Source organism: Kitasatospora sp. GP82 (assembly GCF_029892105.1).
Taxonomy (GTDB): Bacteria; Actinomycetota; Actinomycetes; order Streptomycetales; family Streptomycetaceae; genus Kitasatospora.
The window spans coordinates 126289-140393 of the sequence record NZ_JARZAJ010000017.1; the positions used below are offsets into that span (position 1 = coordinate 126289).

11 protein-coding genes are annotated in these 14105 nt (G+C 69.9%); 6 read left to right on the top strand and 5 right to left on the bottom strand.

The window, feature by feature from the left end; all coding sequences use genetic code 11:
• Positions 1-40: 40 nt before the first annotated feature.
• Positions 41-958 (top strand): 5'-3' exonuclease, encoded by a 918-nt coding sequence (locus P3T39_RS19870; RefSeq protein ID WP_280699571.1) that lies wholly within the window; start codon positions 41-43, stop codon positions 956-958.
• Positions 959-1186: 228 nt separating this feature from the next.
• The gene (locus P3T39_RS19875; RefSeq protein ID WP_280699573.1) at positions 1187-2224 is read left to right on the top strand and encodes a sphingomyelin phosphodiesterase; all 1038 of its coding nucleotides are present in this window, start codon (positions 1187-1189) and stop codon (positions 2222-2224) included.
• A 206-nt stretch (positions 2225-2430) separates the two neighbouring features.
• Here P3T39_RS19875 and P3T39_RS19880 read toward each other — a convergent pair whose 3' ends face one another.
• Positions 2431-5328 carry a DEAD/DEAH box helicase gene (locus tag P3T39_RS19880; protein WP_280699575.1) on the bottom strand — a complete coding sequence of 966 codons (2898 nt, stop codon included), beginning with the start codon at positions 5326-5328 and terminating at the stop codon, positions 2431-2433.
• Between the two features lie 685 nt (positions 5329-6013).
• Between P3T39_RS19880 and P3T39_RS19885 the strand changes: the two genes are divergently transcribed.
• The gene (locus P3T39_RS19885; protein ID WP_280699698.1) at positions 6014-6460 is read left to right on the top strand and encodes a transposase; all 447 of its coding nucleotides are present in this window, start codon (positions 6014-6016) and stop codon (positions 6458-6460) included.
• A gap of 200 nt (positions 6461-6660) precedes the next feature.
• On the opposite strand, the gene P3T39_RS19890 is transcribed toward P3T39_RS19885, so the two are convergent.
• Together P3T39_RS19890 and P3T39_RS37600 are read right to left on the bottom strand one after the other, a co-directional pair.
• Entirely contained in the window at positions 6661-7857 is a 1197-nt protein-coding gene (locus P3T39_RS19890) for an enoyl-[acyl-carrier-protein] reductase FabV (protein ID WP_280699577.1), read from the bottom strand.
• Complete coding sequence (locus P3T39_RS37600) at positions 7854-8348, bottom strand: acyl carrier protein (RefSeq protein ID WP_348534363.1); 495 nt, start codon at positions 8346-8348, stop codon at positions 7854-7856. The genes P3T39_RS19890 and P3T39_RS37600 overlap by 4 nt, the downstream gene beginning before the upstream one ends.
• A gap of 267 nt (positions 8349-8615) precedes the next feature.
• Here P3T39_RS37600 and P3T39_RS19900 point away from each other — a divergent pair, with 267 nt between their 5' ends.
• Positions 8616-8990 carry a hypothetical protein gene (locus P3T39_RS19900; protein WP_280699580.1) on the top strand — a complete coding sequence of 125 codons (375 nt, stop codon included), beginning with the start codon at positions 8616-8618 and terminating at the stop codon, positions 8988-8990.
• 29 nt (positions 8991-9019) lie between these two features.
• The gene (locus P3T39_RS19905) at positions 9020-9349 is read left to right on the top strand and encodes a metalloregulator ArsR/SmtB family transcription factor (RefSeq protein WP_280699582.1); all 330 of its coding nucleotides are present in this window, start codon (positions 9020-9022) and stop codon (positions 9347-9349) included.
• Positions 9350-9382: 33 nt separating this feature from the next.
• Here the strand turns inward: P3T39_RS19905 and P3T39_RS19910 are convergent, their stop codons facing one another.
• On the bottom strand, positions 9383-10582 hold the full coding sequence (locus P3T39_RS19910) for an aminotransferase class V-fold PLP-dependent enzyme (RefSeq protein WP_280699584.1): 1200 nt from the start codon (positions 10580-10582) through the stop codon (positions 9383-9385).
• A 325-nt stretch (positions 10583-10907) separates the two neighbouring features.
• Here P3T39_RS19910 and P3T39_RS19915 point away from each other — a divergent pair, with 325 nt between their 5' ends.
• Positions 10908-13265 (top strand): immune inhibitor A domain-containing protein, encoded by a 2358-nt coding sequence (locus tag P3T39_RS19915; protein ID WP_280699586.1) that lies wholly within the window; start codon positions 10908-10910, stop codon positions 13263-13265.
• Positions 13266-13430: 165 nt separating this feature from the next.
• On the opposite strand, the gene P3T39_RS19920 is transcribed toward P3T39_RS19915, so the two are convergent.
• A complete protein-coding gene (locus P3T39_RS19920; RefSeq protein ID WP_280699590.1) occupies positions 13431-14069 on the bottom strand; it encodes a TetR family transcriptional regulator in 639 nt (212 codons plus the stop codon).
• Positions 14070-14105: the final 36 nt, after the last annotated feature.

The window sequence follows — 14105 nt, forward strand, 5'->3', positions numbered from 1 at the left end:
TACGGCCGGTTCGTCGCAGCCGTACGGCATGATCTGGAAGATGACCGCACCGCGACTGATGCTGCTCGACACGGCGAGCCTCTACTTCCGCGCCTACTTCGGAGTGCCGGAGTCCGTGAAGTCCCCTGACGGGCAGCCCGTGAACGCCGTTCGCGGGCTGCTCGACTTCATCGCCCGGCTGGTCCACGACCACCGGCCCGACCGGCTGGTCGCCTGTATGGACGCCGACTGGCGGCCGCAGTGGCGGGTGGACCTGATCCCCTCCTACAAGACCCACCGGATGGTGGAGGAGTCCACCGAGGGCGAGGAGGAGATCCCCGACTCGCTCGCACCCCAGGTCCCGGTGATCGAACAGGTGCTGGACGCACTCGGCATCGCCCGGATCGGCGTCCCCGGCTACGAGGCGGACGATGTCATCGGCACCCTCACCGCTCGCGCGAGGGGCCCGGTGGAGATCGTCACCGGCGACCGCGACCTCTTCCAACTGGTGGACGACGTACGGGAGATCACCGTCCTCTACCCCCTGAAGGGCGTCGGCTCGGCCCAGCGCATCGACGATGCGGCACTGCTGGAGAAGTACGGCGTGAGTGGCGCCCGGTACGCCGAACTGGCCGCGCTGCGCGGCGACCCGAGCGACGGGCTGCCCGGCGTCAAGGGGATCGGCGAGAAGACGGCCGCACAGCTGCTGAAGGAGTACGGCGACCTGGCCGGGATCCGGGCGGCGGCGCTGGACCCGAAGTCGCGGCTCACCCCGGCCCGGCGGAAGAACCTGGTCGAGGGCTCGGCCTATCTCGATGTCGCACCGAAGGTGGTCCAGGTGGCCGCGGACGTCCCGCTGCCCGAGGTCGACCAGGCACTGCCGCGCGAGCCGCTGGATCCGATGACGCTGGAGGAGCTCTCGGCGCGCTGGGGCCTGGGCAGCTCGCTGGAGCGAGTGCTCTCGGTACTGGCGCACTAGGAACGCGCCCTCCTGGCCCGGGGCAACCAGCAGCGGCGCGGGGCCGGACGGCCACCCGACGGCCCTGGCTGGTTGCCCGGCCGAGTTGGCCATACACGTTTCCGCCACACAATGATCGGTTGCCGTTCCTCCGCCGGTACCGACGGGTAGCTAGGTTCTCCCATGTCATGCCCGCGCCCCGCACCAGGCGGTCGCGGGCCCGGGGTTGACCCTCCCTCAGGAGAACGCATGATCTCGCGTCGTTCGGCTGCCGCCCTCACGTCCATGGCGGCCACGGCCCTGCTGCTCGGCGGCATCGCCGGAGCCCCCAGCGCGACCGCCGCCACCGGCGGCACCACCCTCTCGGTCTTCGCCTGGAACGTCGACCTCGGCACCGCGATCGTCGACAGCACGCAGAACGAGCAGGCCGCCAAGCGGACCCCGGTGATCGAGTCGATCATCCGCCGGCACAACGCCGACGTGGTGATCCTGGACGAGAACTTCAACAACACCTCGACCGCCGACATCAACGGCAAGCTGGCGGACCTCTACCCGTACCGCACCCCGGTGGTCGGCCAGACCTGCTCGGGCGGCGGCTGGACGGGGATCAGCGGCAACTGCTCCAACTCCATGTTCGTGATCAACGGCGGGACGATGATCCTGTCCAAGTACCCGATCACCGCCCAGTACGCGCACATCTTCAGCAACTCCACCTACGGCACCTGGGACTACCACGCCAACAAGGGCGCGGCCATGGTCCAGGTCGACAAGGGCGGGGTGAAGAGCTGGGTGGTCGGCACCCATCTGCAGGCCGACGAGTCGGACGTCTCCACCGACACCACCCAGTCCACCCGGCTCGGCCAGCTCTCCGAGATCCGCGCCTGGGCGGACGGCATCGCGGGCACCGACGCCCCGGTGCTGATCGGCGGCGACCTCAACGTCGAGTACGTCCACGGCCAGTCGCGCGGCGACTTCGCCAACGCCCAGTACGCGGCGAACGGCGTCCTCGGCACCCCGGCCACCGACCCGGGCCAGACGCTGGCCACCATGGACTGCTCGGTCTCCGCCTGGTGCCAGTACATGGCGGGCGTGGAGACCTTCCCCAAGGACTACCGGGACGACCTGGACTACCTCGGCTACCTCAACGCCCCCGGCCGCCCGGTCCCGCTCGCGCTGCCGAACGTCAAGGCCGACCTCGACCCCCAGACCGGCTGGAGCGCCGGCCAGCTCGACACCAACTCGCCGAGCGACCACTACCCGGTCGAGGCCACCTTCCAGCTCAACTGAGAGGGCACACCCAGGCGCGTGGCCCTGCTTGATCAACTGCGCGCGGGCGACCCTGTACATCGCCGCACGATCACTCGAACCCGGACTTGCACTGCCTCAGGGGCGCGGGGCCCTGCTCGATCGACTGCGTGTGCGCGGAACCATGCACCTCCGTAGAGGGCCGGTCGCGCACGCAGTCGATCAAGCAGATCCCGCGCCCCCGTCGGTTACCCGACGGACGAGTACGCGATGATGCCGCGTCGCAGCCCGTCGACCGCCTTGCGGGCGGTGGCCCGCAGCTGGACGTCCTCGCCGGCCGCGTCCTGGATCTGGCTGAGCACGTCGATCAGCTGCTTGGTCCAGCGGACGAAGTCACCGGCGGGCATGTCGGCGTCGCGGAGCACCGAGTCGAGGTTGTGGCCGAGCGCCCAGCGGTAGGCGACCCAGGCGAAGCCCAGGTCGGGCTCGCGCTGGCCGACCCCCTCGGCGGTGTTGATCCGGTGCTGCTCCTCCAGGGCGTCCAGATGGCCCCAGATCCGGATCATGCGGGCGAGGGCCTCCTTGGTGTTGCCCTCGGGCACCCGGGGGGCCGTCGCATCGTCGGACTGCCGCGCCTCGTACACCAACGCCGAGGCGCAGGCGGCGAGTTCGGCGGCGCCGAGCTCCTTCCAGACGCCTTCGCGGATGCACTCGGAGGCGAGCAGGTCGAGTTCGCCGTAGAGGCGCCCCAGGCGCTTGCCGTCCTCGGTGACGGTGTCGCCGCTGAGGTAGCCGAGGTCGGTGAGCAGGCCGCAGACCCGGTCGAAGGTGCGGGCGATGGTGTGGGTGCGGGAGCGCATCTTGCGCTCCAGCACCTCGGTGTCGCGGTGCAGGCGGTGGTAGCGCTCGGACCAGCGGGCGTGGTCCTCGCGCTCGTCGCAGCCGTGGCAGGGGTGCTGGCGCAGCTCGGCGCGGAGCCGGGCGATCTCGGGGTCGTCCGCGGCGGCCGCGCGGCCCTTGCGGTAGCGCTCGGGCTCCAGGTGTCCGGCCTTGGTGCGCAGCGCGGAGGCGAGGTCGCGCCGGGACTGCGGGCTGCGCGGGTTGAAGGACTTGGGGATCTTCATCCGGTCGACGGCGGTCACCGGGTACGGGAAGTCGATCATCGCGAGCCGCTTGACGTGCCGCTCGGCGGTGAGCACCACCGGGCGGGGACCGTCCTGGTAGTCGGGGTGGCGGCTGGTGCGCGGGGAGCGGCTGACCGGGGGGAGACCAGGATCGAGGACGAGGGCGAGGCCGGCGAACTTGCCGGTCGGCACATGGATCACGTCGCCCGGCTTGAGCTGTTCGATCGCCTCGATGGCGGCGGCCCGGCGCTGGCTGCTGCCCTCGCGGGAGAGCTCGTTCTCGCGCTCCTTGAGGGCGCGGCGCAGGGTCATGTACTGCTCGAAGTCACCGAGGTGACAGGTCATCGACTCGCGGTAGCCGTCGAGGCCCTCCTCGTTGCGCTGGACCTGGCGGGCGATCCCGACGACCGAGCGGTCGGCCTGGAACTGCGCGAAGGAGGTCTCAAGGAGCTCGCGCGAGCGGTGCCGTCCGAACTGGCCGACGAGGTTGACCGCCATGTTGTACGAGGGGCGGAAGGAGGACTTCAGCGGGTAGGTACGGGTGCCGGCGAGGCCCGCCAGCGCCTCCGGGTCGAGGCCGCGCTGCCAGAGCACCACGGCGTGGCCCTCGACGTCGATACCGCGCCGCCCGGCCCGGCCGGTGAGCTGGGTGTACTCACCGGGGGTGATGTCGGCGTGGGTCTCGCCGTTCCACTTGACCAGCTTCTCCATGACCACCGAGCGGGCGGGCATGTTGATGCCCAGCGCCAGCGTCTCGGTGGCGAACACCGCCTTGACGAGGCCCTTGACGAAGAGCTCCTCGACGACCTCCTTGAAGCGCGGCAGCATGCCCGCATGGTGGGCGGCGATGCCGCGCTCCAGGCCGTCCAGCCACTCGAAGTAGCCGAGGACGTGCAGGTCCTCGTCGGGGATGTCGTAGCAGCGCTCCTCGACGATCTGGCGCACCTGGGCGCGCTCGGCGTCCCGGTTGAGGCGCAGCCCCGAGGTGAGGCACTGGTTGACGGCGGCCTCGCAGCCGGCCCGGCTGAAGATGAAGGTGATCGCGGGCAGCAGACCCTCGGCGTCCAGACGTTCGATGACGTCCACCCGGCCCGGGGTCCAGACCCGTCCGGGGCGACCGTTGGGCATGGATCTGCCGCGTCCCCGTCCGAACCGGTCGCGGGGGTTGCGGTCCTGCTCGGAGCGGGCGAGGCGGACGAGTTCGGGGTTGACCGCCTTGGCCGGGTTGCGCGGCGCGTCCTTGGGGCGGCCGTCGCGGTCGGGGTTGGCGAACAGGTCGTACATCCGGTTGCCCGCCATGACGTGCTGCCAGAGCGGAACCGGGCGGTGCTCGGAGACGATGACCTTGGTGCCGCCGCGTACGGTGTCCAGCCAGTCGCCGAACTCCTCGGCATTGGAGACGGTCGCGGAGAGCGAGACCAGGGTGACGGACTCCGGGAGGTGGATGATCACCTCTTCCCAGACGGCGCCGCGGAAGCGGTCGGCGAGGTAGTGCACCTCGTCCATGACCACATAGCCGAGGCCGTCGAGGGTCTGCGAGCCCGCGTAGAGCATGTTGCGCAGCACCTCGGTGGTCATCACCACGATCGGTGCGTCGCCGTTGACGGTGTTGTCGCCCGTCAGCAGGCCGACCTTGGCGGCACCGTAGCGCTTGACCAGGTCGCCGAACTTCTGGTTCGACAGGGCCTTGATCGGCGTGGTGTAGAAGCACTTGCGTCCGGCCTGCAGGGCCAGGTGGACGGCGAACTCTCCGACGATGGTCTTGCCCGAGCCGGTCGGGGCGGCGACCAGCACACCGCTGCCCTCCTCCAGGGCCTGGCAGGCCTCGATCTGGAAGGGGTCGAGCGGGAAGTCGTACAGCTGCTGGAACCCGTAGAGGGCGGTGGCCTGCTCCTTGGCGCGGCGGCGGAAGGCCGCGTACGCCTCGGCGGGGCTGAGCTGCTCGGTGTCGGACTGCGGGGTCTCCGAGTGCGGGGTCTCCGAGTGCGGGGTCTCCGAGTGCGGGGGCATGGCGCTGTTCATCGGCGTCACCTCTTCTTCCCGTGGGACTGCTTCATCCCGTGGGGCCGGCGGGGCCCGTACGGGCGGGACGGGGGTGCAGACGGCGACGCCTGCGGCTGCGGGACCTGACCGGCCGGGGCCGACGGTGCTGTCCGGCCGGGGACCGGCGGTGGGGCGCAGCGGGTGTGGTTGGTGTGGTGATCGAGCATCTCAGCCTGAGATTACCCGCCGGGAGTGACATCAATGGCACCGTTTTCCGGCCCCGGACATCGGCGATGCGACCGGCGACCAGGTGTGAGCGGGCGCCTCCGAGGAGTCACCGACCCCTGCGACCCTCTGGTCCGGAACGGACGGGCGCGACTCCTGATGGAGTCGTCAAACAGAAGTCGTGACGCGCGGTACGGGACCGTAGCACCGTCCGTCACGCAGCAGACCCACAGGACGTTGACACGGTGGCGGGCGAGCGCGAGGGCGTCCAGAAGTGCACTGAAAATGTTGGGTTCTGGCCCTGCCCCGGGTGGGGGCCAGAATCGTTTTCATGCAGGGGGAATGGGCCGGGGAGCCGGTCGGGGTGGATGTGCGGGAGACCTGTCGGGAGTTGATCCCGGCCGGGAGCGTGTTCGCGTTCCTGGCCGAGCATCGCGAGACGCTGTTCCCGAGGTCGATGTTCGCGGACATGTACCCGTCGAGGAACGGTCGGCCGAGCATGCCGCCGCAGGTGCTGTCCGCCGCGGTGGTGCTGCAGAGCCTGTTCGGGGTCTCGGACTTCGACGCGGTCCGGGAGTTGCGGTGCGATCTGAGGTGGAAGGCGGCCTGCGGTCTGGGGCTGCATGACACCGCCTTCGACCCCTCCCTGCTGACGTACTTCCGCCGTCGCCTGCAACGCTCGGCGGATCCGAACCGGATCTTCACCAAGGTCAAGGAAGTCGTGGCCGCGACCGGCGCCCTCAAAGGCAAGCACCGCCGGGCGCCGCCTACGCCGCTGAGCTTGCGGTCGGCAAGTACTGCGCGACCGGGCAGGCCCGGCGCCGGGCCGAGTATCCGGACGATGTCGTCGCCCGAGCTACCTGGGACGAGGCGGAGCGGGAGGAACTTGACCGGCTCCGCGACGCGTACATCGAGGCGTCGCTCACCGTCAACGCACACCCGCTGATCGAGCAGGCCCGTATCGAGGGCTGCTACGCGCAGACGTGGCAGGCGCTGAAGGACGCAGTCGAGGAACCAGCCGCAGCCTGAGCCAGGCCGAACAACTCGGAGCCCCCGCCTGGCAGCGGGGGCTCGTCTGCGTGCGGACTCACGCACATTTGGGCTGTCGAGCAGCAAGCTCGACGGCCCGGAGGTGCTGGCGGTCGGTCAGGCTGTGGGCCATGGAACGGTGGTCTCCACCGGCTGGCTGTAATCCACGCCGTCAAGGCCCCATCCGTACAGCTCGCGCACCTGTGCGAGGAACCACTGCGCCCCTTCGCTGCCAGCTGCGAGCCCGCTTTCCGGGTCGCGCCACAGCTCCCGCACGGCGTCCTGGACCTTCTCGTCCATCTCCCAGCTGTCCAGCCGGATGCGCCCCTGGTCGTCCATCACCAGCGGGGCTGAGCCAGTCAGTTGATCCCAGAGGGCGGTGGCCTGCTGCACGGTGCTCTGGAAGCCGTCCGAACCAAGCACAGCACGCAAGAAACTGGTGTAGAGGGCGATGCTCGGGATCGCGGTGGACGCCTGGGTGACCGCCGCACCGGCCACGACCGTGAAGGCCCGCCCGGCGCCGTTGGCCAACGCGGTGCTGTTGAGCGCGGTCGCGGTCTGCTCCAGGTGCTCCTTCGCCGCGCCGATCGTTCCCTGCCGGTACACCTGGGCGGTCAGCTCGGAGCCGACGTAGGACAGAGCTGCGGTGGTGAAATCATCGGCGAGCAGGCCGCGCTGCGAGAGCTTCTCGACCCATATCTGCCAGTCCGCACCGCCCATCACCTGCACGGTGGCCTCGCGCTCGTCGGCGCTGGCCGCCTCCAGACGCACGGACCCGATCCGGGCGGTGCCGTCGGTGAACTCCAGCGACGGCGCCTCGTAGGGCTGTCCGAGCGGCTTGATGACCGAGTGGTGGACGGTACCGGTTGCCGGGTCTGTGCGGCGCGGCGCGGCAAGGCTGTAGATCAGGTAGTCAACCTGCCCGTACTTGGTGGCGAGGAGGTCCAGCACCTCGGCCTTGGCTTCGGTACTGAAGGCGTCGGCGTTGACGAAGACGAAGTCGTTGCCGTTCTCGGCCGCCAGGCCAGCGGCGGCCGCGGCGCGGTACCAACCGGCTGAGGCGGTGCGCCGCTCGCTCTCGGGCGCCTCGTAGGCGACTCCGACACCGCGGATACCCTGCTGGCGCAGCCCGGCCATAAGGATCGCCAGACCGTACCCGGCGCTCGCCCCGAGCAGCAACACGACGGGCGCCTTGCCGTCTTGGCGGGGTGGGATCTCCTCCCACATCCGCTCGACCACCGTGGCGCAGCCGGTGGGGTGGGAGTTGACGATCAGGAAGCCGCGTTCCTTCGGAGTGATCTCGCGGATGCTCACGGGGTGTCCGTTCCACTCGATAGGGGCTGGAGCCGTACGAGGAGGGAGCGGATGCCGCCGATGGTGGTGAGGCGGCCGACTTCCTCGTCCGGAATGGCGACGGCCAGCTTGTTCTCCAGGATCACGATCAGTTCGTGCAGGGCGAGGCTGTCGATCCCCAGGTCCTGTTCCAGGTGCCCGTCATGAGGGATCGTAGTCACGTCTGTGACCGCGGCCTGTGCGAGAGAGTCACGGAGAATCTGCTCGTTGGTTGTCGAAAGCGTCATTGACGCACACCTTCCTGTACTCGTCCGGTGACTGAACACATTCGACTCAGCAGCGTGTCGGTGGGGATGACTGGCAGCGGGGTGGCAGGCGCAGAACCACAGTGAGCCCCCAACGCGACCCGCCATCCACAGGCGGGTCCTGCCGCGCGACCTCGCTTGCCAGGACCACGTCCTGCCCCTGCTTGAAAAGCTCATCGAACCGCGTCGCATACGTCTCGTGATCATCCCCTAACCGATCACTCGAGATCGAGACCTTCGAAAACAGGTAACTCCCACACCGGGAAACAGACCTGGCACGAAACGCCCACTCAGAATGGATCAGCTCCTCAGTTGCAGATGTCTTCAAGTGGTCGGGTCCGTACAGCGACGGCGACGGCAGGTGGTCGGGAACGGTCGATTCCGGTCATTCGCCCTGCTCCGACGGGCTGCTCCCTACAGTCTGACCACCGAGGCCGCCGACCGGGGCGGCCCGGCCGGACAGGAGGAGTCACGATGGCCAATCTGGAGAGCGCGCTCAAGGAAGCCATGTCCATCGACGGCGCGATCGGCGTCGCCCTGGTGGACTACGGCAGCGGAATGGCCCTCGGCTCGCTCGGCGACGGTGCCGAGATCGACCTCAATGTGGCTGCGGCGGGCAACACGGACCTGGTCCGCGCCAAGATGCGCACGATGGAGATGCTCGGCCTGCACGACAACGACATCGAGGACATCCTCATCAGCCTCACCGGCCAGTACCACCTGATCAGGCCGCTCACCACGCAGAGCGGCCGAGGTCTGTTCCTCTACCTCGCGCTCAACCGCAGCCGGTCCAACCTGGCGATGGCCAGGCATCAGTTGCGGCGCATCGAGACCGGCCTTGAGATCTGAGAGGCCCGAGGCCGAGAGGGGAGCGCCACGTGCCGGTACCACTGCACCAAGCCAAGGCCGAGTTCTTCAGGATGCTCGGCCACCCCGTCCGGATCCGGGTGCTGGAGCTGCTCCAGGGCGGGCCGATGCCGGTCCGCGATCTGGTGGTGGCGCTCGACATCGAACCGTCCAGCCTCTCCCAGCAGCTGGCCCAGCTGCGCCGGGCCGGACTGGTGACGGCCACCCGCGAGGGGTCCACGGTGGTGTACGCGCTGGCCGGGGCGGACGTCGCCGAGCTGCTGCGCGCCGCCCGGCGGATCCTCACCGAACTCCTCGCCGACCAGGGCGCCCTGCTCGCCGAGCTGCGCGCGGCCGACTGAACCACCGGGCACACCACCGGAGTTGACCTGACATCAGCTCTTGATCAGCTCGCCGATCCCCTCGGCCAGCCTCCGGTACTCCGACGGCCGGTTGTACACCTGCGCGCTGATCCGCAGCAGCCCGCCGCCCGGCCAGGGGCTCACCGCCACCCGGGCGTCCAGGCGTTGCCGCACCACCGCCCTCAGCTCCTGCGCGGCGGGCCTGCTCTCCGCACAGCCCGGCGGCAGCCGTACCGACCGCATGGCCAGGCCGGGCATCGCGGGCAGAGCCGGCAGCGCGGCCCGCTCCATCAGCAGGCGCTGGCCGTAGGCGGCGAGGGCCGCGTTGTGGGCCTGCACCTGCTCGGCGCCGAGCCGTTCCAGCAGGACGAACCCGGCCGGTGCGGCCAGCCAGGGGGTGTAGTCGCAGGTGCCGCGCCACTCGACGTTGTACGGGAAGCCCCGGTCGTGCTCCCAGGAGAGCATCAGCGGCCGGACCCGCTCCACCCAGCGGCCACCGACGGCGAGAACGGCGGTGGCGCGCGGGGCGAAGGCCCACTTGTGCAGGTTGCCCAGCCAGAAGTCCGCGCCACCGGGACCGGCCGCCCCGGCCGCCAAGCCACCCAGGTTCACCGGCAGATGGCCCGGGGCGTGGGCGGCGTCCACCACGGTGACCACACCGCGTTCGGCCAGCGCGGCGAGCAGGCGCGGTCCTGCGACCTCGCGGGCGGTGGGCGCGGTGATCAGGTCGAGGACGGCGATCCTGGTCCGCTCACCGACGGCGGCCAGCACCAACTCGGCCACACCGTCCACATCCGGGGTCTCCAGCGGGATCCGGACGGTGCGCACCCGGGCTCCGGCCTCGGCGGCCCGCCGCTCGACGGCGCGGGTGACGGCACCGTAACCATGGTCGGTGACCAGGATCTCATCGCCCCGGGCGAGCGGGATCGACTCCAGCGCCACCGAGGCGCCCTCGGTGACATTGGTGAGCAGCGCCAGCCGATCGGGGTGGGCGCCGAGGGCGGCGGCCACCTTGGCCCGGGCGCGGGCGATCCGGTCCGACAGGCCCTCGAAGAAGCCGTCCGGGTCCTGCTCCTGCTCGGCCCGCAGCCGCGCCTGCGCCCGCTGGATCGGCAGCGGTACGGCGCCGAACGAGCCGTGGTTGAGGTGGGCCACGGCCGGATCGAGGCTGAACAGGCCCTTGACTCCCGGCACCGGGCGGGGCGGCAGTGCAATCCCGAGGCTTCCGGTCACGGTGCCACCGTCCCTACTGTCGCCGTTGATGCCGTGTGACATTTCACACCGCATACATCTAGCCGAACTTCCCTGCCCACGACAACCCTCCGACCGCCCATCGGAAGCGGCCGGCGGCGGGCCCGACCGTCCTCATACCCGGACACGCCGAAGATCCCACCGAACCATCCACATCGGAACGCCGCCTGCGCGAGCGGCCGGTCCGTCCTGGCATCCAGACGGAGGCGCTCTTCCATGTGACCGATGACATGTGAAATATTACGTGCCGCCGCTCAAGCAAGCACTCCTCCATCTCCCAACTCCCCGTCCGGAAAGGACCGGTCAGTTGCGCAGACTGTCCGCAGCCCTCGCGGCTGCGCTGACCACCGGCGCCATAGCCGCCACTCTCCTCGGAGCTCCCGCCCAAGCCGCCCCCGTGAAAGCGTCGTTGACGGCGCAGCAGACCGTCGAAGGCCGCGAGGGACCGCAGCCGCCGCTCGCCCCGCAGGAACGTGAACGCCAGTCGCTGCGCGCCAAGGCCCTGGAGCAGGTCAACAAGGGCACCGTGGCGAAGACTTCGGACGGCCGCGCCCCGGCCAGGGTGAAGGTCGGCAACGACTACGTCCAACTCGCCCAGCAGCGCAAGGACAAGGTCTTCGTCATCCTCGCGCAGTTCGGCGACCAGGTGGACAACACCACGCTCTACAACGGCCAGGTGCGCTACGGCGGCACCCCGGGGCCGCGCCACAACCAGATCCCCAAGCCGGACGGCAGCGACACCCACACGCTCTGGAACAAGGACTTCGACCGCTCGTACTACCAGAAGATGTTCTTCGACGACACGCCCGGCGCGGTCTCGATGCGCAACTACTACCGGATCCAGTCCTCCGGCCGGTACGACGTCGAGGGCACCGTCAGCGACTGGGTCACCGTCCCGTACAACGAGGCGCGGTACGGCAGCAACAAGGGCCCGCAGGGCAGCGGGGCCTGGACACAGGCGCAGGAGTTCGTCCGGGACGCGGTGAAGGCCTGGTACGACGGCGAGATCGCCAAGGGCCGCTCGGTGGCCGACATCAAGGCCCAGCTGGCCCAGTACGACGTCGCCGACCGCTACAACCACGACAAGGACGGCAACTTCGACCAGCCCGACGGCTACCTCGACAACGTCATCGTGGTGCACGCGGGGGTGGACGAGACCTGGGGTGGCGGCGCTCAGGGCTCCGACGCCCTGTGGGCGCACCGGAGTTGGGCCTTCCCCGACCCCACCGGGCAGACCGGACCGACCGGCGACAAGATCGGCGGCGTACCGGTCGGCGACACCGGCCTGTATGTCTACGACTACGTCCAGGCCGGTGAGAACAGCGGCGTCGGCCTCTTCTCCCACGAGTACGGCCACAACCTGGGCCTGCCCGATCTCTATCCGACGACCGGGGGCGACAACAGCGTCGACTTCTGGTCGCTGATGTCCTCCGCCTCGTACCTCGGCAAGGGCCGGAACACCACCGGCGCCTACCCCGGCGACCTGGACGCCTGGAGCAAACTCCAGTTCGGCTGGCTCAACTACGACGAGGCACAGGCCGCGACCCGGTCCTCGCACGCGCTCGGCGTCAGCAGCTACAACACCGACCAGGCCCAGGCCGTACTGGTCCACCTGCCGCCGAGCCACACCACCACCGAGCTCGCCGACCCGGCCGAGGGCGGTTCGCAGTGGTGGAGCGACACCGGTGACAACCTCGACAACTCCCTTGCCCGCACGGTGGATCTCACCGGTCGAAGCGGCCCGGCCGCACTCGACACCGCCGCCTGGTACGACACCGAGCAGGGCTACGACTTCTTCACCGTCGAGGCCTCCACCGACGACGGCAAGACCTGGAAGCCGCTCGGCGGCACCGTCGACGGCGCCCCGATCGGCAACACCACCGCCAACACTCCCGGGCTCAGCGGCACTTCGGGCAAATGGACGCAGCTGCACATCCCGCTGGACGACTACCTCGGCCGCCGGGTCGAGCTCCGTTTCCACGTCACCTCGGACGGCAACACCCACGGCAAGGGCGTCCTGGTCGACGCCGTGACGATCAGCGCGGGCGGGCAGCAGCTCCTCTCCGACGGCGCGGAGCACGGCAACCAGGGCTGGACGGCCACCGGGTTCACCATCGTCACCGGGAAGAGCGCGGTCAAGGAGCACCCCAGGGCGTACCTGGTGGAGAACCGCCGCTATGTCGGCTACGGCGCCTTCCTCAAGACCGGCCCGTACAACTTCGGTTACAGCGGCGTCACGGGCAAGCAGAACGTCATCGACACCTATCCCTACCAGGAGGGCGTGCTGGTCTGGCTCTGGGACACCGCCTACGGCGACAACAACACCCAGGACCACCTGGGCGGCGGCCTGATCCTCCCGATCGACGCCCATCCCAAGCCGATCCGCTTCGCCGACGGCAGTCCGGTCAACGCCCGGGCCCAGAGCTTCGACGCGACCTTCTCACTCAAGCCCACCACCGCCTTCGACCTGCACAGGGCGGGCATCGCCACCACCGTCGTCCCCGAGCCGGCCGTCCCGGCCTTCGACGACCACAGCGGCGTCTACACCGACCCGGCCACCCCTCAGCTCGGCGTGAACGTCCCCGACACCAACACCAGGATCGAGGTCGTCCGCGAGAGCCGCAACGGTCTGCTGACCACTGTCAGGGTCGGCCCGGCCTCCTGAGCCGACCCGTGCGCACCGAGCCCTGGTCCCGCCGCCCGACCGGCTGCAGGACCAGGGCTCGCGTCGCCTCCCCCTGACGGGGGCTCGGCCGGAGCAGGGTGTCGCCGGTGTCGGACCGACCGGCAACAGGGCCCGCGGCGGCGCTCTCCCTGTTGCCGGTCGGTCTCAGTAGCCGCAGCCGCTCGCGCCGTCGCGGAGCAGGGTGAATGCCGTCAGGGCATCGGCGACGGCGAGGCGGGCGGCTTCGGGCAGGGGTTGACCGGCGGCCAGGCGGGCCCAGTTGGCGCGGGCAAGGGTCTGGCGCACCGCGAGGAACTGGGCGGCGAGCAGGCGGGAGGTCAGGTCGTCGGCGCCGTCGACCGTCTCCGCCAGGGCCTCGGCAAGGGCATCCGTGTCGGCGGCGATGTAGTCGAGCAGGTGGGAGGAGAGGCTCGGGGTCTCGAACACCAGGCGGTGGAAGGCCAGCACTTCGGGCGCGGGGCACAGGCCGGTGGCGGCGTCGCGCTCGGCCAGCCGGTCGAGGTAGTGCCGCTGCAGGGCCTCCAGGGCCAGGACGTCGGCCGGGCGTTCGCGGACCACCCGGCCCGCCTCGCCGCGGTGGTCGGCGATCCGGTGCAGGACCAGCTCCTCCTTGCTGGCGAAGTACCGGAAGAGGGTGGGCTTGGACACCTCGGCCGCCGCGGCGATCTCGGCCACCGACACCTGGTCGAAGCCATTGGCCAGGAAAAGTCCGATCGCAGCGTCGGCGATCGCCTGGCGGGTGCGTTCCTTCTTGAGGGTCCGCAGACCTCCGGGCTCGTTCATAGCAGAATCATAACCCAGACACTTTTGTTACTCGGT

Coding starts and splice junctions, on each gene's coding strand:
- P3T39_RS19870 (WP_280699571.1), top strand. CDS start 41: ATGACCGCACCGCGACTGATGCTGCTCGACACGGCGAGCCTCTACTTC.
- P3T39_RS19875 (WP_280699573.1), top strand. CDS start 1,187: ATGATCTCGCGTCGTTCGGCTGCCGCCCTCACGTCCATGGCGGCCACG.
- P3T39_RS19880 (WP_280699575.1), bottom strand. CDS start 5,328: ATGAACAGCGCCATGCCCCCGCACTCGGAGACCCCGCACTCGGAGACC.
- P3T39_RS19885 (WP_280699698.1), top strand. CDS start 6,014: ATGCCGCCGCAGGTGCTGTCCGCCGCGGTGGTGCTGCAGAGCCTGTTC.
- P3T39_RS37600 (WP_348534363.1), bottom strand. CDS start 8,348: ATGATCACGAGACGTATGCGACGCGGTTCGATGAGCTTTTCAAGCAGG.
- P3T39_RS19900 (WP_280699580.1), top strand. CDS start 8,616: ATGGCCAATCTGGAGAGCGCGCTCAAGGAAGCCATGTCCATCGACGGC.
- P3T39_RS19920 (WP_280699590.1), bottom strand. CDS start 14,069: ATGAACGAGCCCGGAGGTCTGCGGACCCTCAAGAAGGAACGCACCCGC.